This window comes from Parafrankia sp. EUN1f, assembly GCF_000177675.1.
Classification (GTDB): domain Bacteria; phylum Actinomycetota; class Actinomycetes; order Frankiales; family Frankiaceae; genus Parafrankia.
In genome coordinates this window covers 24,257-46,332 of the sequence record NZ_ADGX01000050.1, presented here as the reverse complement: position 1 = coordinate 46,332, position 22,076 = coordinate 24,257, and the positions used below count along the sequence as shown (strand labels likewise).

At 71.1% G+C, this 22,076-nt stretch carries 21 protein-coding genes and 1 pseudogene; 13 read left to right on the top strand and 9 right to left on the bottom strand.

Going from position 1 to position 22,076, the window contains the following annotated elements; all coding sequences use genetic code 11:
• Nucleotides 1-107: 107 nt before the first annotated feature.
• The 5 genes from FREUN1FDRAFT_RS16780 (at nucleotide 108) to FREUN1FDRAFT_RS39895 (ending at nucleotide 5,238) form a co-directional block, all read left to right on the top strand.
• On the top strand, nucleotides 108-2,279 hold the full coding sequence (locus tag FREUN1FDRAFT_RS16780) for a molybdopterin-dependent oxidoreductase (protein WP_006541305.1): 2,172 nt from the start codon (nucleotides 108-110) through the stop codon (nucleotides 2,277-2,279).
• Between the two features lie 31 nt (nucleotides 2,280-2,310).
• Nucleotides 2,311-2,772, top strand: a complete 462-nt coding sequence (locus tag FREUN1FDRAFT_RS16775; RefSeq protein WP_006541304.1) for a limonene-1,2-epoxide hydrolase family protein — start codon at nucleotides 2,311-2,313, stop codon at nucleotides 2,770-2,772.
• Between the two features lie 133 nt (nucleotides 2,773-2,905).
• Entirely contained in the window at nucleotides 2,906-3,370 is a 465-nt protein-coding gene (locus FREUN1FDRAFT_RS16770; RefSeq protein ID WP_006541303.1) for a limonene-1,2-epoxide hydrolase family protein, read from the top strand.
• Between the two features lie 1,034 nt (nucleotides 3,371-4,404).
• On the top strand, nucleotides 4,405-4,575 hold the full coding sequence (locus FREUN1FDRAFT_RS16765; RefSeq protein WP_006541301.1) for a CsbD family protein: 171 nt from the start codon (nucleotides 4,405-4,407) through the stop codon (nucleotides 4,573-4,575).
• A 273-nt stretch (nucleotides 4,576-4,848) separates the two neighbouring features.
• Entirely contained in the window at nucleotides 4,849-5,238 is a 390-nt protein-coding gene (locus tag FREUN1FDRAFT_RS39895; RefSeq protein ID WP_198144358.1) for a hypothetical protein, read from the top strand.
• A 212-nt stretch (nucleotides 5,239-5,450) separates the two neighbouring features.
• On the opposite strand, the gene FREUN1FDRAFT_RS16755 is transcribed toward FREUN1FDRAFT_RS39895, so the two are convergent.
• Genes FREUN1FDRAFT_RS16755 through FREUN1FDRAFT_RS16745 form a run of 3 tightly spaced genes read right to left on the bottom strand, consistent with a single transcriptional unit; the run spans nucleotide 5,451 to nucleotide 9,129 of the window.
• Complete coding sequence (locus tag FREUN1FDRAFT_RS16755; protein ID WP_006541299.1) at nucleotides 5,451-6,335, bottom strand: SMP-30/gluconolactonase/LRE family protein; 885 nt, start codon at nucleotides 6,333-6,335, stop codon at nucleotides 5,451-5,453.
• Between the two features lie 17 nt (nucleotides 6,336-6,352).
• A complete protein-coding gene (locus tag FREUN1FDRAFT_RS16750; RefSeq protein WP_006541298.1) occupies nucleotides 6,353-8,065 on the bottom strand; it encodes an AMP-binding protein in 1,713 nt (570 codons plus the stop codon).
• Nucleotides 8,066-8,118: 53 nt separating this feature from the next.
• Nucleotides 8,119-9,129 (bottom strand): LLM class F420-dependent oxidoreductase, encoded by a 1,011-nt coding sequence (locus tag FREUN1FDRAFT_RS16745; protein WP_006541297.1) that lies wholly within the window; start codon nucleotides 9,127-9,129, stop codon nucleotides 8,119-8,121.
• A 134-nt stretch (nucleotides 9,130-9,263) separates the two neighbouring features.
• On the opposite strand from FREUN1FDRAFT_RS16745, the gene FREUN1FDRAFT_RS16740 reads away from it, so the two are divergent.
• The 4 genes from FREUN1FDRAFT_RS16740 (at nucleotide 9,264) to FREUN1FDRAFT_RS16720 (ending at nucleotide 13,621) form a co-directional block, all read left to right on the top strand.
• Nucleotides 9,264-10,031: an SDR family NAD(P)-dependent oxidoreductase gene (locus FREUN1FDRAFT_RS16740; RefSeq protein WP_006541296.1), complete on the top strand. Its 768-nt coding sequence runs from the start codon at nucleotides 9,264-9,266 to the stop codon at nucleotides 10,029-10,031.
• A gap of 125 nt (nucleotides 10,032-10,156) precedes the next feature.
• Entirely contained in the window at nucleotides 10,157-11,326 is a 1,170-nt protein-coding gene (locus FREUN1FDRAFT_RS16735; RefSeq protein WP_006541295.1) for a thiolase family protein, read from the top strand.
• 203 nt (nucleotides 11,327-11,529) lie between these two features.
• Nucleotides 11,530-13,053 (top strand): toll/interleukin-1 receptor domain-containing protein, encoded by a 1,524-nt coding sequence (locus tag FREUN1FDRAFT_RS39890; protein ID WP_006541294.1) that lies wholly within the window; start codon nucleotides 11,530-11,532, stop codon nucleotides 13,051-13,053.
• Nucleotides 13,054-13,240: 187 nt separating this feature from the next.
• Nucleotides 13,241-13,621, top strand: a complete 381-nt coding sequence (locus FREUN1FDRAFT_RS16720; protein ID WP_006541293.1) for a hypothetical protein — start codon at nucleotides 13,241-13,243, stop codon at nucleotides 13,619-13,621.
• Between the two features lie 335 nt (nucleotides 13,622-13,956).
• On the opposite strand, the gene FREUN1FDRAFT_RS16715 is transcribed toward FREUN1FDRAFT_RS16720, so the two are convergent.
• A complete protein-coding gene (locus FREUN1FDRAFT_RS16715) occupies nucleotides 13,957-14,592 on the bottom strand; it encodes a TetR/AcrR family transcriptional regulator (protein WP_006541292.1) in 636 nt (211 codons plus the stop codon).
• Here FREUN1FDRAFT_RS16715 and FREUN1FDRAFT_RS48070 point away from each other — a divergent pair.
• The 4 genes and pseudogenes from FREUN1FDRAFT_RS48070 to FREUN1FDRAFT_RS16695 form a co-directional block, all read left to right on the top strand.
• Nucleotides 14,573-14,926 (top strand): annotated as a pseudogene (locus FREUN1FDRAFT_RS48070) (aldo/keto reductase); the annotation flags it as partial. The gene FREUN1FDRAFT_RS16715 and the pseudogene FREUN1FDRAFT_RS48070 overlap by 20 nt on opposite strands.
• On the top strand, nucleotides 14,869-15,525 hold the full coding sequence (locus tag FREUN1FDRAFT_RS46410) for an aldo/keto reductase (RefSeq protein ID WP_255348214.1): 657 nt from the start codon (nucleotides 14,869-14,871) through the stop codon (nucleotides 15,523-15,525). The pseudogene FREUN1FDRAFT_RS48070 and the gene FREUN1FDRAFT_RS46410, both read left to right, overlap by 58 nt.
• Nucleotides 15,525-16,589 carry a winged helix DNA-binding domain-containing protein gene (locus FREUN1FDRAFT_RS16700; RefSeq protein ID WP_006541290.1) on the top strand — a complete coding sequence of 355 codons (1,065 nt, stop codon included), beginning with the start codon at nucleotides 15,525-15,527 and terminating at the stop codon, nucleotides 16,587-16,589. Before FREUN1FDRAFT_RS46410 ends, FREUN1FDRAFT_RS16700 begins: the two co-directional genes overlap by 1 nt.
• Before the next feature lie 137 nt (nucleotides 16,590-16,726).
• Entirely contained in the window at nucleotides 16,727-17,377 is a 651-nt protein-coding gene (locus FREUN1FDRAFT_RS16695; protein WP_006541289.1) for a hypothetical protein, read from the top strand.
• A 125-nt stretch (nucleotides 17,378-17,502) separates the two neighbouring features.
• Here FREUN1FDRAFT_RS16695 and FREUN1FDRAFT_RS16690 read toward each other — a convergent pair whose 3' ends face one another.
• From FREUN1FDRAFT_RS16690 to FREUN1FDRAFT_RS16670, 5 genes are read right to left on the bottom strand one after another with little or no spacing between them, the layout of a single operon-like run.
• Nucleotides 17,503-18,297 carry a hypothetical protein gene (locus FREUN1FDRAFT_RS16690; protein WP_006541288.1) on the bottom strand — a complete coding sequence of 265 codons (795 nt, stop codon included), beginning with the start codon at nucleotides 18,295-18,297 and terminating at the stop codon, nucleotides 17,503-17,505.
• Nucleotides 18,294-19,406: a RimK family alpha-L-glutamate ligase gene (locus tag FREUN1FDRAFT_RS16685; RefSeq protein ID WP_006541287.1), complete on the bottom strand. Its 1,113-nt coding sequence runs from the start codon at nucleotides 19,404-19,406 to the stop codon at nucleotides 18,294-18,296. The genes FREUN1FDRAFT_RS16690 and FREUN1FDRAFT_RS16685 overlap by 4 nt, the downstream gene beginning before the upstream one ends.
• A 6-nt stretch (nucleotides 19,407-19,412) precedes the next feature.
• Entirely contained in the window at nucleotides 19,413-20,360 is a 948-nt protein-coding gene (locus tag FREUN1FDRAFT_RS16680; RefSeq protein ID WP_006541286.1) for a hypothetical protein, read from the bottom strand.
• The gene (locus FREUN1FDRAFT_RS16675; RefSeq protein WP_006541285.1) at nucleotides 20,357-20,911 is read right to left on the bottom strand and encodes a hypothetical protein; all 555 of its coding nucleotides are present in this window, start codon (nucleotides 20,909-20,911) and stop codon (nucleotides 20,357-20,359) included. Before FREUN1FDRAFT_RS16675 ends, FREUN1FDRAFT_RS16680 begins: the two co-directional genes overlap by 4 nt.
• On the bottom strand, nucleotides 20,911-22,035 hold the full coding sequence (locus FREUN1FDRAFT_RS16670) for an LLM class flavin-dependent oxidoreductase (RefSeq protein ID WP_006541284.1): 1,125 nt from the start codon (nucleotides 22,033-22,035) through the stop codon (nucleotides 20,911-20,913). The genes FREUN1FDRAFT_RS16675 and FREUN1FDRAFT_RS16670 overlap by 1 nt, the downstream gene beginning before the upstream one ends.
• Nucleotides 22,036-22,076: the final 41 nt, after the last annotated feature.

Genomic DNA, 22,076 nt, shown 5'->3' with positions numbered 1-22,076 from the left:
GAGGGACGGGCCATGGCGGTACTTTCGCGACACTGGTTGCATAGTGCAACCCTTGTGGTGCATGTCTCAACCATGCGAGTCTGCCGCCATGCACGATCTGGTGATCCATGAATCCTGAGTCCTCTCACCTCCATGGGCGCACAGGCACCGCGGCCGGGCTGCTCGACGGGCAGGCTGGCACCGTCCGCACCTACTGCCGGCTCTGCGAGGCCGGCTGCGGAACGGTCGCCACGGTCGAGCGCGGCCACCTCGTCCGCCTCCGGCCGGACCACGATCACGCTGTCACCCGCGGCTTCGCGTGCAACAAGGGACTTCGCGCCATCGACCTGCACCGCGATCCGGACCGGCTGCGGGTACCGCTGCGCAGGGAAGGCGACCGCTTCGTCCCCGTCTCGTGGGACGAAGCAATGGAGGAGATCGCCTCGCGGATGCGGGACGCCATGTCCGAGCACGGCCCGAGGGCGGCGGGCATCTACATCGGAAACCCGGTCGCGTTCAACGCCCTGGGCAGCGCGGCCTCGGGCCACTTCGCGGGCGCGCTGGGGACGGACCGGGTGTTCTCCGCCGCCACGCAGGACTGTTCCAACAAGTACGCGGTCGCCGAGCTGCTCTACGGCTCGCCGAGTGCGAACCCGATCCCCGATCTCAGGCGCACCGAGCTGCTTCTCGTGATCGGTTCCAACCCGCGGGTCAGCAAGTCGTCGTTCATCAGTGTCGCCAACCCGGTCGTGGAGCTGAGGCGAATCCGCGACCGCGGCGGCCGGGTCGTCTTCGTGAACCCCGTCGACGTCGAACCGGACATCGGCACGACGTTGCAGATCCGGCCGGACAGCGACCCGTACCTGCTGGCCGCGATCCTGCACGAGATTCACCGCACGGTGGGCTTCCGGACGGGTGCCGCGCAGGGGGCGGTCACCGGTGCCGAGCAGGTCGCCGCGTTCGTCGCCCCGTACTCACCCGACGCGGTGGCCGACGTCGTGGGCCTTCCCGCCGAGGTCATCGCACAGCTCGCCCGGGACTTCGCTACCGCCGGGTCCGCGGCGATCCATGTGTCCACCGGCCTGAACATGGGCCGGCAGGGTGCTCTCGCCTACTGGCTCGTCCAGATGCTGCTCCTGCTGACGGGAAACCTCGACCGGCCCGGCGGGAACTATTTCCCCGCCCGCGGGATCGGGGCACGCTTCGGGCCCGTCGACCGGACCGCGGCCTCGTTCCACACGACTCGATGGGGTGACTTCCGGCGCGCGATGGGTCTGCTCCCCGCCGCCCTGCTCCCCGAGTTCATCGGCGCGGCCGACGAGCCGTTGCGGGCGCTGGTCGTCGTGGCGGGAAACCCGGCGCTCAGCGTCGGCGGCGGCCCCGAGCTCACACAGTCACTGCGCTCGCTCGACCTGCTCGTCACGATCGACCTTTACCGCAACGCCACCGGTGAGCTCGCCGATTTCGTGCTCCCGGCCACCGACCAGTTCGAGCGGCCGGATCTCAACACCTTCGTCCAGGGCATTCAGGTGGAGCCCTACCTGCAGTGGACACCGGCCGTGGTCGAGGCGGACGCGCAGCAGCGCGAGGAATGGCGCATCCTCGGCCAGTTGCTGCAGGCGATGGGCCGCACCCCCCTGCTCGACCCGGCCGCGACCGATGCCCTGCCGCTGCTGTTCGACCGGGCGCTCGCCCCGAAGGGCCTCGACGTGCCCGCGCTGCGCGCCGCGGGCGGCGTCGTGCCGTTGCATGAGGACGGCGCCGAACGCTCCCGGGAACGGCTGGGGGTCGACGGCCCGCTCGACTGCGTGCCCGAGGCGCTCGGTTCGACGCTCGCCCGGGGGCACGCCCTGTTCGAGGAGCTCCGGGCCGAGGATCCGGGGCGCTTCAAACTGGTCACGAGACGAACCCGGGACGCGCTGAACTCGGCCATGGGAAACCTGCCGACGAAACGCCCCGGCGACTGGCCGAACCCGCTCTGGATGAACCCGCACGATGCCGCCGACCTCGGTCTCACCGCCGGGTCGCGGGTCTCGGTCAGCAACGAGTGGGGTGCGCTCGCCGCCGAGGTGCAGTTCGACCCGCGGCTGCGCCCCGGCGTGGTGGCGATGACCCACGGTTTCGGCAATGCGGGGACGACCGGTATGCCGGTGGCGCAGCGGCGTGGCGGTGCGAACGTGAACGTCCTGACACCGCGTGGACCAGGGGCCTTCGATCCCGTGAGCTGCATGTCCCACATCACCGCGATTCCCGTCGACGTGTGCGCCGCGCCGGACGTCGCCCCATCCCCCGTCCACTAGCCCTCCGCCGGCCGGCACCAAGGAGCTGACCATGTCCGACACCCCGGCGCGCGCAACCCCCAGGGAGATCGTCGCCGCGTTCACGGAAGCGATGTACACCCGCGACTGGGACCGCGCGCGCACGTTCTTCGGCCCGGATTCCGTCTACTGGGACGTGCCCACCGGCCCGACCGTGGCCGCCAGGGGCCCTGAGGACATCATCGCCCGGGCCACGTCGGTCCTCGACGCCCTCGTCTTCTACGGCAACGACCACCTTCGGACGGTCGCCGCCGGCGACACGGTCATGACCGAGCACGCGGAGATCTGGCGGTTCGCCGGCGGGGAGGAGATCGTGCTTCCCTGCGTCTCGGTACAGGTCGTACGCGACGGTGTGATCGCCATCTGGAAGGACTACTGGGACCTCCAGGCCCTCATCACGAAGGCGCCGCCGTCCTGGGTCGCGAGCCTCGGACGTGACCGGTCCTGGCTTTATGACGCCACCGGGGTCCGGTGACGGCGCGGGACCTCGGCGCCATGGAGGACGGTCGAACCAAGGGCCGCACCGTCGTCACGCTTTGAGGGCGGCGCCCGCCCACGGCGACGTCCGCAACCCCCTTCCGCACCGCGTACCGCGCAAGGAGCCGACCATGTCCGACGCCCCGTCCACGACGAGCACCGAGACGCTTGTAGCGGAGTTCTGGAAGACACTTTTCGCCCGCGACTGGGAGCACCTGCACGTCTTCTTCGGCGACGACTCGGTGTACTGGGACGTGCCCGCAGGGCCCACCCTCGCGGCCAAAGGGCCGAAAGGCATCGTCGCTCGCGCGAAGTCCGTACTGGACAGCCTCGCCACCTTTGAGAACGATCAGATCAGGACGGTCAGCGAAGGCGACACGGTGATGACGGAGCATCACGAGATCTGGCGCTTCTCCTCGGGCGAGGAGATCGTGCTGCCCTGCTTGTCGGTACAGGTCGTTCAGGACGGCGTGATCGCCCTCTGGAAGGATTACTGGGACATGCAGACCCTGATGGGCCCCGCACCCGCGGAATGGCGCGAGAGTCTCGCCAACGGGGACTTCTCCTGGATCGTCGATGCCACCGGCAACCGCTAGCACGTCCGTCCCGTCCGGTTCCTCAGCGAGATCCGGACCCGCCCGGATAGCCAGAGTACGTGCTGGACACCAGAACCGGCGGCGTCTAACGTACGCGCCACGGTCTGTCGATCGACGGCCTCGTCGAGCTCGCGCCGGTTGGGGAGATCATCGCGGTGAAGCCAAACCGCCAGTAAGGCTTAGTACCCGCCGCCGACGCGCAACTCTGGGCCCAAGCAAGCCAAGGCGCCTCGACCGTCGAAGCGCCCGAACGCGACCAGGTTCGATCCGTCATTCATCGCTTGATCCAAATACGAGTGAGGAGGATCGCGGCCAGCTGTACAGGCCAAAGCCGGCCCCGCACCCTGTGGCTACACCGTGAGCACGGGCTTCTCGGGGTTGCGGCTCGGCGCGCCGCTCTCGGTCGCCAGGGGTCCGTATGTGTTCGCGTAGTACGCAAGAAAGGCTGTCGCGCCGGCAGTCTCCAGGAGCCTCACCACTACCGGGTCGGCCGACGGCAGCACGCACCCGGCAGGCGAAAGATCGAGGTTAGCCACTCGATTACAGAACGGTCACCGCGTATCCGAGCATACCGGAACGTGCCGCCCCATGCCGCAAAATCCGAGGTCAGGGCGATTTCCGTGCCGGAACGTGCCGGCGCATGCCGCGTCGTGCCGGGACATCCGCGCACACAATGCGCACACACGCGGCCGGCGACTCCTCGACATAACAGTCATATCTTCCCGCACTGGGCAGGGCAAGTGTGCCGCTTACAATATGTAGTCGATCGAACTGGGAAGAGTGGGCCTGGGAGGAGTGGGCCTAGTCTGCCCGGGGATGGGTACTGGACAACTTGGCGAACGGGTGAGGGCCAGGCGGTTATTGGTCGAACTCGTCGTCGGCGCCTTCTGTGAAGGTGTCCAAGTCGCCGGGCGTGCCCGGATCGTCACCCGTGGCCTCCGTCTGGTGTCGGGCCTCATGCGTCGCCGCCCCCGGGCCGGGTATAGCCGGCACGGCAATCATGCGCGAACGGTCACACGACGGAGGAGTCTTCGATGAGCATGGTGGACAAGGCGAGGAACGCCCTGCAGAGCTTCACAGGGCGGACCAAGCGGAGCGCAGGCCGGGTCAGCAGGGACCGAAAGCTGGAAGCCCGAGGCGCCGCCGAGAAGATCGGCGGAGACATCAGGCAGGTCGGCGAGAACGTCAAGGACACCACGCGCTGACCGAGACAACCACATCCGCCGGTCATCGAACCGATCATAGAACCCGGCTATTCTGTGCCCCGGGCCTCTGGCTGCGTCGATCACGCCCGCAGTCAGGGCCGCAGGATGGCACGGTGGGTTCCCGGGTCCCCGGGCCGCTTATCAGCGCTCGGCGTAGCTCAGGACAGCAGCGGGACAGCTGCGGAATGCCCCCCGGGAGGGGATCGGACACCTGTACCCCAACCGGGTACCCGTGCTCTTGACCGGGACACCACCGCGTAGATGATCGTGGCCATGGCGGTTCGGCTGATCTACCTCGTCTTCTGCCGACTGGTCGGCTGGCTGGGGCTGGTGGCCCGCAGCTCGGCGGCGAAAGACGCCGAGATCCTCGTGCTCCGCCACGAACTCGCCGTGCCGCGCCTCCAGGTGCCCCGGCCCCGGTTCTGCTGGGCCGACCGCGCGATCCTCACCGGACTGACACGACTCCTCCCGCGCACCTCATGGCCGATCCTGCTGGTCCGCCCGGAGACGATTCTGCCGGCCAGTACCGTTGAACGATCCTGCGCTCCGCCCGGGTCGATCCCGCACCCCGACGCTCCGGCCCCACCTGGCGGCAGTTCCTGCATGCCCAAGCCCACGCCATCCTGGCCTGTGACTTCGTCACCGTCGACACCGTCCTGCTGAGCAAGTTGTACGTCCTGTTCTTCATAGAACGTCGATCACTACAACCACCACCGGCCCCACCGATCACTCCAGCAACAGGCACCACTCAGCACCAGCACCGACCCGCCACCCGAACCCGGCACCTCGATCATCCGACATGATCGGCTCAGCGGGCTCATCCACGAATACCAGCAGGCTGCATGACCTGAACCCAGTTTCCGGCACCCACATGGTCAGGGCAGGCCGGCGCCGGGTATCGGGACGTGGAGGGTTTCCACCACGGAGGTTCTGGCGCCCGCCAAGGCGTCGGCGCTCCAGTTCTTCGCGCTGAGCAGGAACAGGGTCCGGCGGTCGTCGCCGCCCAGGGTGCAGGCGATGGCCATGCGTTCGCCGGTGCTGATCCGGTCGGTGACCTCGCCGCCGGGCAGGATGCGGCGGAACTCCTGGGCGAGGGGGAACGCGGCCCAGATCGCGCCGGCCGCGTCGAGCGCGATGCCGTCCGGGGCGGCGTCCGGGGTGGTCGCGACCGTCCTGGGTTGCGCGAGGTTGCCCTGGTCGTCGAGGTCGAACGCGGTGAGGCGGCGGCCTTTGGACTCGGCGACGATCAGCGTCCGGCCGTCGGGGGTGATGACCGAGCCGTTGGGGAACTCCAGGCCGGTGGCGGCGATCGCGGCCGAGCCGTCGGGGGTGACCCGCACGATCACGCCGGTTCCCGGCTCGGTGTTGTAGCTGCCGACGTAGGCGACGCCGGTCGCGTCGACCACCATGTCGTTCAGTTCGTCCGACACCAGGTCGGCGAGGTCGGCGTGCACCGTGAACGAGCCGTCCGTGCCGGAGCCGCCCGAACTCGAGCCGTCGGGGGCGAAGCGCAGCAGTGCCCGGCGCTTCATGGCGACGACCAGCGCGGACCCGTCCGGCAGGAACCCGAGGCCCGACGGTTTCTCCCCGGGGAGGGCGAGAACCCGGGTGGTCTTTCCGTCCAGGGTCGTGGTGTGGACGGCCTCGCCGTGCATGTCGGAGAACCAGAGCCTGCCGGCGCGCCAGCGGGGGCCCTCCGCGAAGACGAGGCCGTCGGTGAGCGGCGACGGGCGGGTTCCGGCCGACTCGGGCGTCATCATGGGTGCCGCTCCCCCGCTCAGCCGAGAAGGGTGGCGAGCCGGGAGCGGTCGGCCTCGTCGAGCCGGCGCAGTGGCTCGCCCTTGCCCGGGCGCCAGACCACCTGGTCGGCCCGCCAGGCCTCGCGCCGCAGCCGCATCTTGTCGATCTTCATGCTGGCGAGCTTCGGCAGCTCCTGCGTCACGCGGACGAACGCCGGGACCCACTTGGGTCCGAGGTCGGGCTGGTCGGCGAGGAAGGCGTCGAAGGCCGCCGGGTCGAACTCGGCGCCGCCGCGCAGCTCGAGGGCGACCATGACCCGGTCGCCCACCGGGTCGTCGGGGACGGCGTAGACGGCGACCGAGCGCGCGTCCGGGTAGCGGCCCACGATGGCTTCGACGGGGGCGGCGGCGAAGTTCTCGCCGTCGACGCGCAGCCATTCGTTGGAGCGGCCGGCGAAGTACAGCCAGCCGTCGGCGTCGCGGTAGGCGAGGTCCCCGGACCAGTACCAGCCGTCGCGGAAGCGGGCCTGGGTGGCCGCCTCGTTGCGGTAGTAGCCCTCGAACCCACCGGTCGGGGCGGTCTCCACGATCTCGCCGACGGCGACGTCCAGGTTGGTGGGACGTCCGTCCGCTCCGAACGTGACCGGCGGGCATTCGAGCCCGGTGTCGGGGTCGAGCACCTTCACCGTCGGGTCGGCGACGCCCAGCGCGCCCTCGGGCATCGCCGGGTCGCGGCGGATGATGATGATGCCCTCGGTCGAGCCGTAGCTGTCCCGGACGGTGCAGCCGAAGCGGCGGGCGAAGTCGCGGATGTCGCGCGCGGACGCCTCGTTGCCGACCGCGAGCCGCAGCGGGTTGTCGGCGTCGTCGGGCCGTTCGGGGGTGGCGAGGATGTAGTTGAGAACCTTGCCGGTGTAGGTGATCATGGTTGCGCCGAAGCGGCGGACGTCCGGCAGCGTGTTGGAGGCGGAGAACTTCGACCGGGTCGCGATCGGGATGCCGGCGTTCAGCGCGGACGACCAGCCGGTGAACAACGAGCTCGAGTGGAAGAACGGCAGCGGGGAGTAGACGACGTCACCCGCGCCGAGCTGCGCGATCTTCGCGACGTGCGCGCCGGTGCGGGCATACCGGCCCTGGGTGCAGCGCACCGCCTTCGGCAGGCCCGTCGAACCCGAGGTGAAGATCAGCAGGAGCAGGTCCTCGGGCGCCGCCTGCCGCCACGGCGGCTCCGCCGGCTGGCGGGCGACCAGCGCGATGTGGTCGGGGTCGTCGACCAGCAGCACCCGGTCAGCGGCGACGCCGGTGTCCACTCCGGCCAGCAGCGGCTGCTGCCCGGTCGAGGTGACCAGCAGCTGGCAGTCGCTGTGCCGGATCAGCTGGCCCAGCGCGTCGCCGCGGTAGGTCGAGTTGATGCCGACGACGACCGCCCCGGACAGCGCCGCCGCGGCCAGCCAGAACAGGTAGTCGGGCTCGTTCTCCAGCAGGACGCCGATGTGCGGGGGGCGGTCGGCGTCACGCAGCTGCTCGAACAGCGCCGCCCGGCGCGACGCCTCCTCGATCAGCTCGCGGTAGCTCCACTTCCGGTCGGCGACCAGTAACGCGGGCTCGTCCTGCTCGGCCCGCGCGAGCAGGACGTCCGCAACCGTGGCCGCAGCCCCAACCGCAGCCGTGGCCGTGGCCGCAGCCCCAGCCGTGGTCGCCGCGTCCGCGCCCCCCACGCCCTCCGCGCCCCCGGTCGCCGCTGCTGGCATGGCTGTCTCCTTAGATGTCTGGCTCCCTGGCACGTGGCCCGGGCCTGGTTGCGTCACCAGAGGGTGGCGATGGGCTCCAGCATGCTCAGGTCGGACGGCTCAATGATCATGGTGGTGACCGGGCCGTCGCGCCAGGCGGCGAGCTGGTCGGCGATCCGCTCGAGCGGCCCGACCAGCGCCAGGTCGTCGACGAGCTCGTCGGGGACGGCCGCACAGGCGCCGGCGCGGTCGCCGCCGAGGAAGAGGTCCTGGATGTGGCTGGCCTCGGCCTCGTACCCGTAGCGGGAGACCAGCGCCGCGTAGAAGTTCGTCTTCTTCGAACCCATCCCGCCGATGTGCAGCGCGATGCGCGGACGGACCTGGTCACGGCACTTGTCGAGGTCGTCACCGACGCAGGCCAGGACTGTCGGGGCCACCTGGAACCCGGCCGGCGCCTTGGCAAGCGTCTCGCCCCAGGCCGCGCTCCAGCGGGTCGGGCTCCACAGGTATGGCAGCAGGCCGTCGGCCTCGGCGACAGCCATCGCCACGTTCTTCGGGCCCATCGCGGCGACGAGGATCGGCGTGCCCGGGGCGGGCGGCATCGTGGAACGCAGCGGCCGGCCCTGGCCGGTGGCATCCGCCCCGGCGTAGGGAATCGTATAGATCGAGCCGGCGAACTCCAGCCGCTCCTTCGCCGCGAGCGCCTTGCGCAGCACGGCCAGGTACTCGCTGGTCATCCGCACCGGCTGGCGGAACGGGACACCGTGCCAGCCCTCGACGACCTGTGGCCCGGAGGCACCGAGCCCGAGGGTGAGGCGGCCGCCGGACAGCTGCTGCAGAGTCAGGACGGTCATCGCCGTGGTCGCCGGCGTCCTGGCCGGGATCTGGGCGATGGCGGTGCCGAGCCCGAGCCGGGAGGTGACAGCCGCGATGGCGCCCAGCGGCGTGAACGCGTCGTTACCCCACGCCTCGTTGGTCCAGACCGAGTCGTACCCCGACTCCTCCGCCCGCCGCGCGACCGCGGCGAGGGTGGCCGCGTCCCCGCGGATCCCGGCGAGACTGAGCCCTAGCGCAACCTTTGACACCGACACTCGCGCACCATAACTTTTTTGCAACTTCGATGTCAATTTCGAGGTTCGCACTTTTCGATCTTGAACAGATTTTCGATCTTGATGTCAATATTGTCCCATCTTGATGTTGCTCGTCGCGGGAGGAACCAGTGGATCTGGCAGGGCGTTCGGCCATCGTCACCGGCGGAGCGGGCGGGCTGGGCGCCACCTGCGTCCGCCACCTCACCGGCCTCGGCCTGAAGACCGTGGTCTTCGACCTGCACGAGGACCGCACCAAGGAGCTTGCCGACAGCATCGGCCCGGCCGCCACCGCGGTGAGCGGTGACGTCAACGACGACGACGCGGTCCTGGCGGCCGTCGCCGCCGCGCGGGAGCTCGGCGTCCTGTCGGTCGTCGTGAACGTCGCCGGCGGCGGCATCGCCGGGCGCACCGTCGCCCGCGACGGGACCCCGCACGACAAGGACGCGTTCGTGAAGGTCATGAACATGAACGCGATCGGCACGTTCAACGTGACCCGGCTCGCGGCGTCGGCGATGAGCCGCAACGAGCCCACCGAGGACGGGGAGCGCGGCGTGGTGGTCAACACCGCCTCCATCGCGGGCCTCGAAGGGCAGGCCGGCCAGCTCGCCTACGGCGCGGCCAAGGCGGCCATCCTCGGGATGACGCTGCCGATGGCCCGCGACCTCGCCCCGGCCGGCATCCGGGTCTGCGCGATCGCGCCCGGCACGATGGGCACGCCGATCATGCTCGGCGCACCGGACGCACTGAAGGCACGCCTGGTGGAGACCATCCAGTTCCCCAAGCGGATGGGCAAGCCCGAGGAGTTCGCCCTGCTGGTGGAGTCGATCGTGCGCAACCCCTACCTCAACGGCGAGAACATCCGCCTCGACGGCGCCCTGCGCTTCCCGCCCAAATAACCCAGGCAACCAGCCCGGTCCCGGTCCCGGGACCGGTGCAGCCCGTCCCCGAGCCGAGCACCAGCCTGTCGAGCGCCGTCCGGACCACATCGCAGCGCCGTCCGGACCACATCGAGGAGATCCTCATGGCCGAAGCAGTCATCGTCTCCACCGCCCGCACCGCGATCGGCCGGACCCGCAAGGGCAGCCTCGTCGGCCTCGACGCGTTCGAGCTGGCCGAGGCCGTCGTCCCGGCCGCCCTGGAGCGCGGCGGCGTGCCCGCGGCGGACGTCGACGACGTCGTCCTCGCCGAGTCGTACCAGGGCGGCGGGGTGATCGCCCGCAACATCGCCGTCCGGCTCGGCCTGTTCAACGCCTCCGGCGCCGCGACGAACCGGCACTGCGCCGGCGGCCTGACCGCCGTCTCGATCGCCGCCGGCAGCATCCGCGCCGGCATGGACCGCGTCGTCATCGCCGGCGGCACCGAAAGCCTCACCAACGCGGCCCGCAGCTCGAAGCGGGACGCCACCGGCGAGTACCAGCCCTGGATGGCCCCGTCGCACCCGGAGACGCCGGAGGCCCCCGCGTTCGACATGTCCATCACCGTCGGGGAGAACACCGCCCGGGAGATGGGCCTGACCCGCCGCGACGTCGACGAGTGGACCGTCTACACCCACGAGCGCGCGCTGGCGTCCATCGACTCCGGCGCCTTCGTCGACGAGATCATCCCGCTGGACGTCACCCTGCCCGACGGCACGACCAAGCGGTTCGACACCGACGAACACCCCCGCCGCGGCACCACCCTGGAACGCCTCGCCACGCTGCCCCTGCTGCACCCCGAACTGCCCAACGCGACCGTCACCGCCGCGAACGCCGCCGGCCTCAACGACGCCGCGGCCGCCGTGACCCTGACCAGCGACGACTACGCGGCCACCCACGGCCTCACCCCGCTGGCACGGATCCGCTCCTGGGCCACCGCCGGGATCGAGCCCGCACTGACCGGCCTCGCGCCCACCCTCGCGATCCCCCGCGCGCTTGACCGCGCCGGGCTCGCCCTCGCCGACATCGACCTGTTCGAGATCAACGAGGCGTTCTGCTCGGTGCCGGTGGCGGCCGTGCGCAAGCTCGGCATCCGCCCGGAGATCGTCAACGTGAACGGCAGCGGGGCGAGCCTCGGTCACCCCATCGCCGCCACCGGCGCCCGGATGGTCGTCACCATGGTCGGCGAGCTTCGCCGCCGCGGCGCCTCCCTCGGCTGCGTCTCGATGTGTGCCGGCGGCGGCATGGGCGCCGCCATGATCATCGAGATCGTCTGACTCGCCGTCCCGCGCCCGCCGGCATCTCCTGCCGGCATCCTCCTCGGATCGCCGCCGCGCCTGGTCAGAAACCGGCCACCGACGGCAATGATTCCGCCGGCGCCGGATAGTCTGCCAGCATTCCGAAAGGAAATGCAGCTGACGGCGCCGGCATGTACGGGGAGGCGGTCTGTGTCCGAGGTCGATGAGTCGAGGTCGCGGTGATGAGCGGCGACGAGCCGCCGGTCCATTCGTTGGCCGAGGCGGAGGTGCTGGCCCTCGCGGCCGTCTACTCCGAGCGGATTTCCGCTGGTCAGCTACTCAGGCTGGCCGGCCTGGAGTCCGCACGGCAGCCGCAGGGGACGTCGACCGCGATCGAGTACTGGCATGCGGTCAACGCCACGCTCGTCCAGGGCGTGCTTCCCGATGCCCGCCGCAGGATTCTCGCCATCGCTGCTCGCGACTTCCCCGCCAACCAGGCGTTCCAGACGGGGCTGGCCTCCGCGCAGGACGCCGAACCCGTGGGCAGCCAGCCCCGGGTCACCGGCCGCGCGCCTCGCGCGGATGGTGAGCTGCCCACGAACGGCACCGTCATCGCCTTCGACGCCGTCGGCTACAGCGGTCTCGAAATGCTGGAGCAGAGGCAGCTGCGCGACGGGCTGCGGGGAATCATCGAGGGCGCCCTGGCCGAGGCGCGAATACCCCCCGCCCTTCTGCAGCAGGACCGGGGCGACGGCTACCTCATGGTGTTCTCTGCTGCCACGCCGAAGGCACGGATCGTCGCTGACTTCGTCCGCGAGCTCGGTATCTCGCTGAACGAGTACAACGCGACCCGTAACAAGACCGGCCGGATCCGGCTGCGGGTTTCGATCCACGACGGCGACATCCTCCCGCACGGCACCGGCTGGGCCGGCGAAACTGTGGTGACCTGCGCGCGGCTGGTCGACTCGGCGCCCATTCGGGATGCGCTGGCGCACGACCAGGACGCGGACCTGGCGCTGATCCTCTCGGCCGAGGTCTTCGATTCCGTCGTCCGCCCGCGGCTGCGCGGGCTCCTCCCGAGCAACTTCCGCGAGGTCGACGTGACGGTGAAGACGTTCTCCGCCACCGCCTGGCTGACCCTTCCCGGCCGCCCACTGCCCAGCGCGCCAGCCCGCCTGCCGGCAAGCCCCACCAGCAGCCCGGCGGGTGCGGAAACCCGGGCCGCTCCCGCAGGCACAACGGCCCGCCCCGCCAGCCTGACCAACCCGAGCAGCCCGGACGACCAGGGCGGTCTGGATGTTCCGGTTCGGACGGACGGCACCAAGTGGGATTTCTTCGTCTCCGCGCTCAGTACCGACAAGGCGTGGGGAGACTGGATCACGTGGTACCTGCAGGCGCAGGGATACCGCGTCCGCCACGACGCCTGGGATCCTGCGGGCACCAACTACTACCTGGCACTCCAGGAAGGCCTGGAATACTCGGAACGCACGATCGTCGTGCTTTCACGAGCCTATCTCGCCTCGGATGCGGTCGGAGCCGCCTGGGGAACCGCGTTCGGTCGCGACCCGGGCGGACGGCACCGCGGGCTGATCCCCGTCAGGATCGAGGATTGCGAGCCCAAAGCACTGCTGGGCGGCATCCGGTACATCGACCTGGTTCCCTTCAAGGAGGACCCCACTGGCGCGCAGGAGCATCTGATCGAACAGATCCGCCGGTCGGTCAAAGGTGGTTACCGCCCCGTCGAGCCACCGCCGTTCCCACGCTGACCGGCGCAGGAATACCACGGACATCGGGTCGGGGGATCCGCCGATCAGGGTTCGAACAGCCAGTAGATCACCTGGTAATGTGCGCCGAGCAAAATCTCGGAGGTGCGAAGGCGTCTTCGATTCCTCTCCGGACTCGGCCGGCTGGGCGGACGGGCCGACGCTGACCGGTGGCGGCGGGCGCGTCGTCGTGAACTCCACGGCTTACATCCAGCCCGCGAAGAAGGTTGCGGACGACGTCGCGGTGGTGCGCACCCAGAAGTTCCGCGACTGCGCCGTCGAGGCGATCGGTGAGTCCCCCGCTGGCACGGATGATCCCACCCAGAGCATAGAAATGATGGGTGAGTTCGGGGAGCGGGACGTCCCGCTCCCCGACGGCGCGGCGGCCCGCTTCGCCTTCACGGTGAACATGACGACCGACGGCGTGACCGTCCCCCTCTGCATGGATATTCTGCTCTTCGGGAAGGGCCAGGTGGAGAGCCTGGCCACCGTGACCAGTGCAGTGAACCCGCCCGACGACCTCGTCACCGCCGTCACCGCCCAGATGGTCTCGAAGCTGAACAAGCAGTAGCACCCCAGCATTCCCGTGGCCGCCGGCCACCCGCCCCGAAGAAAGGTGGGGAAACCCCACCAGGAAAACACCAGGCGCGGCGAACCTCAACTCCGTCCACTGCCAGGAGCGGTTCGCGACCGGCGGCAGGCGGGTTCGGCTTGTCGACCTGGGGGTCAACCGTGACTACAGCGGATTCGTGCACGAGGGATCCGAGCTGCTCGGCACAGCCGCGATCGTCCGCTGGTTCCTGACCCTCTGAACAGACGAGCCCCGACCGCGGCCACGCTTCCTCCGTTCCTTTTCAGGCGCCCCGGTGCCTGAAAAGGAACGGAGATGTCGCGCTGACCGCCTGCCTACCTCGATGCGCGCAGACCGTCGAAGAGAACGGCGTTGAGACGTGCGAACCGGTCGGGGGCCCCCTCTGCGTCTGCGTGGCGAAGAGTGGCGAAGGCGCCCGCCACCAGGGCGAACAGATCGTCGACGTCGATGTCGCCGCGGACTGCGCGGTCCCGCTGCGCGCGCTGGAGAAGGGCGTGCAGAGTCTCGCGCAGACGAGCCGCGACGTCGGGCGCGGCGGTTCGTATGTCGAAGTCCGTTCCGGCGAGCGCGGCCTTGAGCGGACTGCTCTCGATGCCCTCCGCCAGCATCCGGGCCAGCATGGCAAGCAGGGCCTCACTGGAATCGGTATTCGTGGCGTATGCGGCGGCGGCATCCGCCACGAGCTGCTCCACCTGGTCGACGACGACCGCCGTGAACAGCGCCTCCTTGGTCGGGAAATGGCGGTGCACCGTGCCCGCGCCGACGCCTGCACGTCGGGCGATCTCGTCCAGCGGAACGGACAGGCCGTCGGCGGCGAACAGGTCACGGGCGGCGCGGAGCACTCGCGCCCGGTTCCGCCGCGCGTCGGCCCGCAGCGGACGCCCGGAGACCGACGTTTCCGGGGCTGTTCCTGCCTCCGGCGTGCCTGCGATGCCCGTCCGGTCTGCCATGGAGCCACTCTCCCTTTCACGGCGCCGAATCATCGACGCCTTCCTCGACCTGGGCGGCAACATCATCGACACAGCCGACATCTACACCGGGGGCGGTTCGGAAGAGGTCGTCGGACGCGCCATCGCCGCTCGCCGGGACTCGGTCGTACTGGCCACCAAGGGCGCCGGCCCGCTGGGCCCGGGCCCGAACGACCGCGGCCTGTCCCGACGCCATCTCAGCCGCGCGCTGGACGCCAGCCTCCGCCGCCTGGGCACCGATCACGTCGATCTCTACCAGTGCCACAACTGGGACCCGGACGTGCCCGTCGAGGAGACGATGACGACCCTGGACGGGTTCGTCCGCCAGGGCAAGGTCCGCTACATAGGCTGCTCCAACTACACCGCCAGCCAGATCATCGAGTCCAGTGGACGAGTCAGCGGCTGGGAACGACGCCCTTCATCAGCCTCCAGCCCCACTACTCGCTCCTCGCCCGCGAGATCGAAGCCGAGATCCTGCCGGCCTGCGCGCGCCACGGCCTGGGCGCCATCACCTACGGACCACTCGCCGGTGGCGTGCTCGCCGGCCGGTACCGACGCGGCACCCAGCCCGCACCGGGCAGCCACCTGCACCAGTGGCTCGCCTTCAACCCCACCGCCGCCCGCTGGGCGACCACACTCCTGCGCGACCGGAGCTTCGACGTCGCAGACGGCGTCACGAAGGTCGCCGACCATCTCGCCACCACCCCGTCAGCCGTCGCCATAGCGTGGGCTCTGCGCCGTCCCGGCATCACCTCGGTGATCCTCGGCCCACGCACCATCAACCAGCTCACCGATAACCTCGCCGGCCTCGACCTCGACCTGCCGACCGATCTCGCCGTACGGCTCCACGATCTCTCGGCGCCGCCCAACAGACCGGTCACCGGTCTGCCCGTCACCCTCCAGGAGGAGCGGTAATGCCCGGTACATCCGAGATCGGCCTGCTCAGGCTGGTGGCACAGCGGCTCGCCGGGGAACCCGCGGCGACGCCGGCCGAGGCGGTGCGCACGCTCGGCGGCCTGCAGGCGCAGGATCGGGGAAGCCTGCTGATGTCGGTCGCGCTGCGCACGGCCGCCCGCAGTCAGGCTGAGGTCGCAGCCGCCTTCGACGCCGGCGAGCTGGTCACGAGCTGGCCGATCAGGGGCACCCTGCACACCGTCCCCGCGGAGGACCTCGGCTGGCTCACCGCGCTCACCGCTCCCCGGCTGGCCGCCGTCGCCGCCCGGCACCGAGCCGGTCTCGGACTGGGTGCCGCCGTCTTCGAACAGGCCCGCACACGGGCCATCGAGGCGCTGTCCGGAGGCCGCCGCCTGCTCCGGGACGAGCTTTACGCGGCCTGGGAGGCCGCAGGCATCGCCACCGGAGGCCAGCGCGGCTACCACCTGATCGTCCACCTGACCGTGACCGGAACACTCTGCCTCGGCCCGGCCCGGGACGGGCAGCAGGCGTTCGTCCTGGTCAGCGAGTGGGTGCGCCGGCCCCGGTGGCTCGACCGGGACGAGGCTCTCGGCGCGCTGGCGCTCGCCTACTTCCGCGGGCACGGGCCGGCCAGCCGGGACGACTTCGCGAAGTGGACAAAGTTGCTGGCGGCGGACGTCCGCGCCGCCGTCGCGGTGGCCCGGCCAAGCCTCACCGGCATGGACGTGGACGGCGTCGAGCACCTGATGGACCCGCTCACCCCGGAACGCCTGGCGGCCTGCCGGGACGAGGCCCGCGCCGTCCACCTGCTGCCCGCGTTCGACGAGCTGGTTCTCGGCTACACCGACCGGTCCGCGATGCTCAGCCGCGAGGACTTCCAGCGGGTCGTCCCGGGCGGCAACGGCGTGTTCCGACCGACCGTCGTCCACGACGGCCGCATCGTCGCCACCTGGCAACGGCGCCGGCTACGCGGCCGCGGTGACACGATCGAGACGTCGCCGTTCACGAGCCTGAGCGCGTCCGTGCGCGCGGAGATCGACCGGGCCGCCACGCTCCTGCCCTGACCGGCCGCGGCCGGCGCCGAACCAGAACCCTCAATGGCACCTTACGACAGGTACTCGACCGCATTCGTAGCGCGAACGGGCGGTGACGGTTAGCTTGATCGCCCAAAGGTGTGCGTGTGCTGTCGAGGGGGACGCCCATGACCATCCGGAACAAGACGACAATCCTTGTCGCGGGCCTGTTATCAGTGCTGGCCGCACTCACCGCGACGGCGGGAACCGCGAACGCGGCCAGCACGGCCGCCACCCCTGGCCTCGCCGCGACGCTGGCGGCTCAGGCCGCCGCCTCATCCGGGCCGTTGTGCTCCCCGATCCCGCCGGCGACACCGGCGCCAGGGGTCGGGACCGCGCAGTTCACCTTCAACCGCGAGTTCCTGCTGGCGCTCGCCAGGGCGGGTGTGATCGCCTACGCCACCGCGCCCGGCCAGACCAGTGTGTGCCTGAACCCGCTCTCGGAACGGCTCACCTTCCCGCTCGAGCCCCCGCAGCGCGGTGCCGGGTCGACAACCGCGCAGATCGACGGCCAGCTCGTCTTCCGCAAGGTCCTCACCGGCACGGCCGTGTCGCTGAGCCTGCGCACCTTCAGCCACACGGCCGTCGGGAACTACATCTTCATCAACGCGGACGTTCCGCTCGCCGAGCAGATCCTGTTCTCCGTCGGGCTGCCCGACGCGAACGGCGCCTACCCGCTCGGGTTCTCCCGTCCTGAGGTGGTCAGCGTGCCGCTCGGCGTCACGTTCACCTTCCAGGGGGAGGCCGGCACCGTGACCACCGCCTACCCCGCACCCTGACCCGCGACGCCGGAGGCACCGGGATCCTCGCCACGGGCCACGCCTGACGTCCGTGGCGAGGAACCTGCGGACCTCAGGTGCCCGATCCCGGGGTCTGCCGGACGGGCCCGGCGACGGCGTCGCTGTCACCAGTAGAGCAGCCAGTGGTCGAAGTGCCAGATGCCGTGGCCCTGCAGGGTGAGCCGCTCGTCGCCGTCGCTCACCGACGTGCTGGGCGCGACCTGATGCAGCAGGTGGCCGGAGTGGATCACCAGCTCGCCGGCGGTATAGGGGACGTACCGCAAGGGATGGAAGCGCCGCAAGTCGCCGGCGCTGTCGATCCAGCCGCGTCGCTGGGCGTCGAGGTACGCCTCGTAGCCGACCTCCCAGGTGTTCAGCCCACCGCCCGCGACGGGCATCCGCAGTGCCAGAGTGAAGGACAACACCCTGGACAGGTCTACGGCCGCCGGCCAGTCGAAGAACTGGTACTGCAGGTCGAAATGCACCGGTGCGCGAGGGCGCAGGAAGATCGCGTCGGTGCGCCAGAGGTGGAAGCCCGGCAGGGCGTACCTGTCGGTGTAACGGACCGGGGCCGCGAGCCGCTCGGTGAGCGCTGCGCCGAGCCGGTCGTAGAGCCAGCCGAACCGGTCCCACAGCAGCGGGCGATGCAGCGCGGCGAGCCGGTCGTACTCGCCGGGCGGGGCATCCGGCGCGAGGTCGAGGTAGCTGGGCGTGCCCAGAGTGTGGAAGGCGTAGCCGCGGTCCAGCCAGGCCCGACGCTCCCGGTACACGTCCGCGCGGATCCCGTCCGCCTCCGCCGCGGACAGCAGACGAACGGTCGCCAGCGACGTCTCCCCCACGCCGGCACCGCCCACCGCCGTGCCCGACTCCGCGGCGGCCCTGGCCACGTCCGACGGCGGCAGGAGCCTGCCGGCCGTCACGCGCGCACCACCTTGCCCGCGTCCGCCACCTCACCGGCATCGGCCACCTCACCCGCGTCGCCCGGCACGAGTGCGTCGAGGAGGGCGGCGGTGATCGCGCCGCCGGCCCGGCGGTCGTACCAGTCGTAGCCCGGGGTGGGGTTCGCCTCCAGCACCCAGTAGGTCCCGCCGGCTTCGTCGGCGGCCATGAGGTCCCAGCCGGCGAACAGCAGGCCGGATTCGGCCGTCGCGGCGACCAGGCGGCTGCTCAGGTCGGCTGGCAGGTCGACGGTGGCGAAGTCGAGGCCGGCGCCGTCGAGCTCGCGGTAGTCGACCATCGGCCGCGCGTCCGCGTCCGTGCCCGCGGACGCGGCTGCGGCTGCGGCTGCGGCTGCGGCTGCGGCTGCGGCACGCGTGGCCAACGCCTCCGAACGCGCGGTGATCCGCTGCGCGTGCACCGTGCGGCCGCAGACGTGCGCCCGGATGTCGGTTCCGCCGACCCACCGCTGCAGGTGCACCGGCCCGCGCTCCCGGGTGAAGCCGCCCGCCGCGGTGAACTCCTCGGCGCGCACGGCGCGCGCGGTGGCCCGCACCCCGGACAGGGCCTTGACGACGGTGGGACCGGCGGCGGCGAACGCGTGCAGCGCTTCGGGGTCCGAGCTGGTCAGGCTCGCCGGAACGGCGAAGCCGGCGCGCGCCAGACGCGCCTCGTGCAGCGGCTTGGCGCCGTTGTCGGCCCAGGCCCCGGGGCGGTTCGCGACCGGGCCGGGGATGTGGTCCAGCCAGGCGGCGAGCGCGCTCGTGAGCGCACGCCAGCGGGCGGCACGGCGCGCGTCCGGCTCGACCGCGGACAGGTCGACGAGCCGCGCGAAGTAGGCGGCCGCCGGGTCGAGGTCCACCGCGCCCAGGGCGGTCACCAGGCGGCTCGCCCCGTCGTCGGGGATCGCCAGCCGCCAGTCGCCTTCACCGACGACCTCAGCCAGGTCGACCGCGACGACGTCCATACCCAGCCCGGACGCGGCCGTGACGAAATGCCGGTACGTCCCATCCGTGCCCACGCCGAGGGCGATCACGGGCCCGCCGGCCAGGTTCTGGCCGTCAAGGCCTGGGATGTGCGCGCCAAGGTCCATGCCGGGTCACATCCCTTCGCCGAAAAACATGGCCAGCAGCCGCGGGCCAAGGCCCAGCCAGGCCATCCGCAGCAGCTCCACGCCCGGGAACGGGTCGACCTCGACGAGCCGGGCCCGCTCGCCGTCGGCGTCGACCCGCCAGACCACTGCCGCGAGCGTGAGCTCGAGCCGGCCGGCGAGCGTGACGCTGCGCGCGGTCAGCTCCAGATGGTCGATCTCGGCGGTGGTGCACCGCCAGGCGTCGGCACCGAGGACGATGACGACCTCGAACGCCGGGTCGGAGACCGACCACCGGGCGCGGTAGGGGCCGTCGCCCGACGGGCGGCCCGGCCACACCGCACTGTGGCCGGTGATCGTGTCGCGCACCCACCAACACTCGTCGACCTGCACGGCCGGGTCGGGGAACCTCGCCGTGAACACCTCCACGGAGCCGGCCGGCTCACCGGCACGCCGCTCGGTGAGCGCGGCCGAGTAGGACAGTGCCCCACCGAACGCACGGGACGTCGGCCGGTTGACGACCGGTGCGTTCGTCAGTGTTGCGGCGGCCCATAACTGCGCGACGCATTCCTGGTACTGGAAGCGCGCGTCAAAACTCCCCGCCGCGTTCGCGAGCTCCGGCACCCGCAGGAAGATCGGCACCTCCGGGACGACGCTCACCACGGCCTGCCCGCCGACGCCGTCCCCCGCCTCGCCGCCCCGGTCGCCGTCACCGGACGCCCGGCCTCGGACCTCGACGGTGAACAGCTGGGCCGCGTCGAACGGGTCGAGGGTGACGGCCCGTCGGCCGTGCTCGGCGAGGTAGGCGGTGAGCTCGGCCGCGACCGGGTCCTCGGGGTCGGCAACGATCAGCAGATCGTCGGCGGTGAGGTTGTGGGCTACCGGGGGCATGGCTGGCTCGGTGCGCATGGCGGTCCCGTCCCGCTTCGCGGCAGCGGCAGCAGCGGCGGTGGTCAAATGACGACTCCGGCGGCGCGTAGGTACTGGTTGACGCGGGACGCCCGCAGAACGGCACCGATGTCGTCCTCGTCGATCACAGCGGACGTCGCCGGCACGCCGTCGGTGGCTCGGCCGGGAACCGTCCGGGCGGACGCCGCGTCGCCGCTACCCACCGGACCGAGCCCCGTGGACCGGTCGACAGCTATCCGGCCGGCCGCGGCGCCGGGATGCGCGCCGTCGGTGCCGTCCTTGAAGTCCTTAAAATCCTTGAAGTCCTTGTGATCTTTGGTGTCCTTCGTGTCTTTGGAGTCCTTCCAGTCCTTGAAGTCTTTGCCGTCCTTGAAGTCCTTGAACTTGGGCGCCTGCCCGACCGGGTCGGCCGGCACCGGCCGGCCGGGCGCGTGGCCGGCTGCCCCCAGGCCGGCGCGGCCGGGTACGGCAGCGCCGAGGGCATCGCCGTCCTGCTCGTGGCCGGCGTCGCCCGGGCGGCGCAGCATGGTGAGCAGGTCTCGGCGGTCAGCGGCGGACATGAACGGCCGGACTCGGGTCTCGTCGATCGTCCAGGGCATCAGCAGCTCTCCTTCCTGCGCCCGCCGGTGCCCGCGACATCCAGGGCGTCGGCGGTGGCTGAGCCGCCGCGGCCGGCGTCGTCGCCGGTGGCGGCCGGGGGCGGTACCGAAGCTGGCTCACGCGCGGAGTCGGCGCGGTACGGGGACTCGGCGCGGTACAGGGACAGCGCGTGGGCGAGCTGGCTCTGCACCTGTGGATAGTGGGGGTTGAGGTTGCAGATCAGGTGGTCGACGCCGAGCGCCTCGTAGCGGTGGAGGCCGGCGGCGATCTCCTCCGGCGCTCCGGCGAGCACCGGGTAGGCCGGCCATGGGTACGGCGACGGACGTCCAGGGGTCAGGGGCGCGACGTTGACGCCGACGGTGACACCCAGCGTCGCCGGGTCGCGCCCCTCGTCGGCGCAGGCGACGCGCGCGGCGGCGAGAGTGCGGGTCAGGTCGCCCGCCGCCGGGCCGGTGGCGGCGCGGACCGCCTCGGAGCCATCCGTCGTCTCGTCCGCCGGGTCGCCCGGTTGGGGTGCGCCGTACCAGCAGGTGTTCCACAGGTCGGCATACCGGGCGGCCAGGCGCATGAGCCGAGGGCCGCCACCGCCGACAAGCACCGGGATCCGCCGGCGCGGCGCGGGTCGCAGCTCTGCGTCACGCAGCCGGTGGAAGGAGCCGTGGTGGTCGGCGCGGCCGGTGCGCAGCAGCGTGGTGATGATCTCCAGCTGTTCGTCGAGCCGTTCCACGCGGTGGTCGAACGGCAGCCCGAAGGCCTCGAACTCGGGTCGGTGCCAGCCGGCGCCGAGGCCCAGCACCAGCCGCCCGCGGGAGATCTCGTCGAGTGTCGCCGCCATCTTCGCCAGGACGGCGGGATGACGGAACGCCGCGCACAGGACGAACGTGCCGAGCGTCACCCGGGACGTCGCCTCGGCGAGAGCCGACAGCGTCGTCCACGACTCCCAACCGCCCTCGGCCCGCTCCCCCGGCGCGCGGAACAACAGATGGTCGAAAACCCAGACGGAGTCGAAACCGGCCGCCTCCGCCTGGGACGCCAGGTCGCGTATTTCGAGATAGGACGGTTGCTTCCAGGGATACTCGACGATCGGTAGTACGACGCCGACCCGCATCGCGCCCGTACGCACGCACGCCCTCCCCCCGGAAAACGGCCGAGATCAAGCGTACG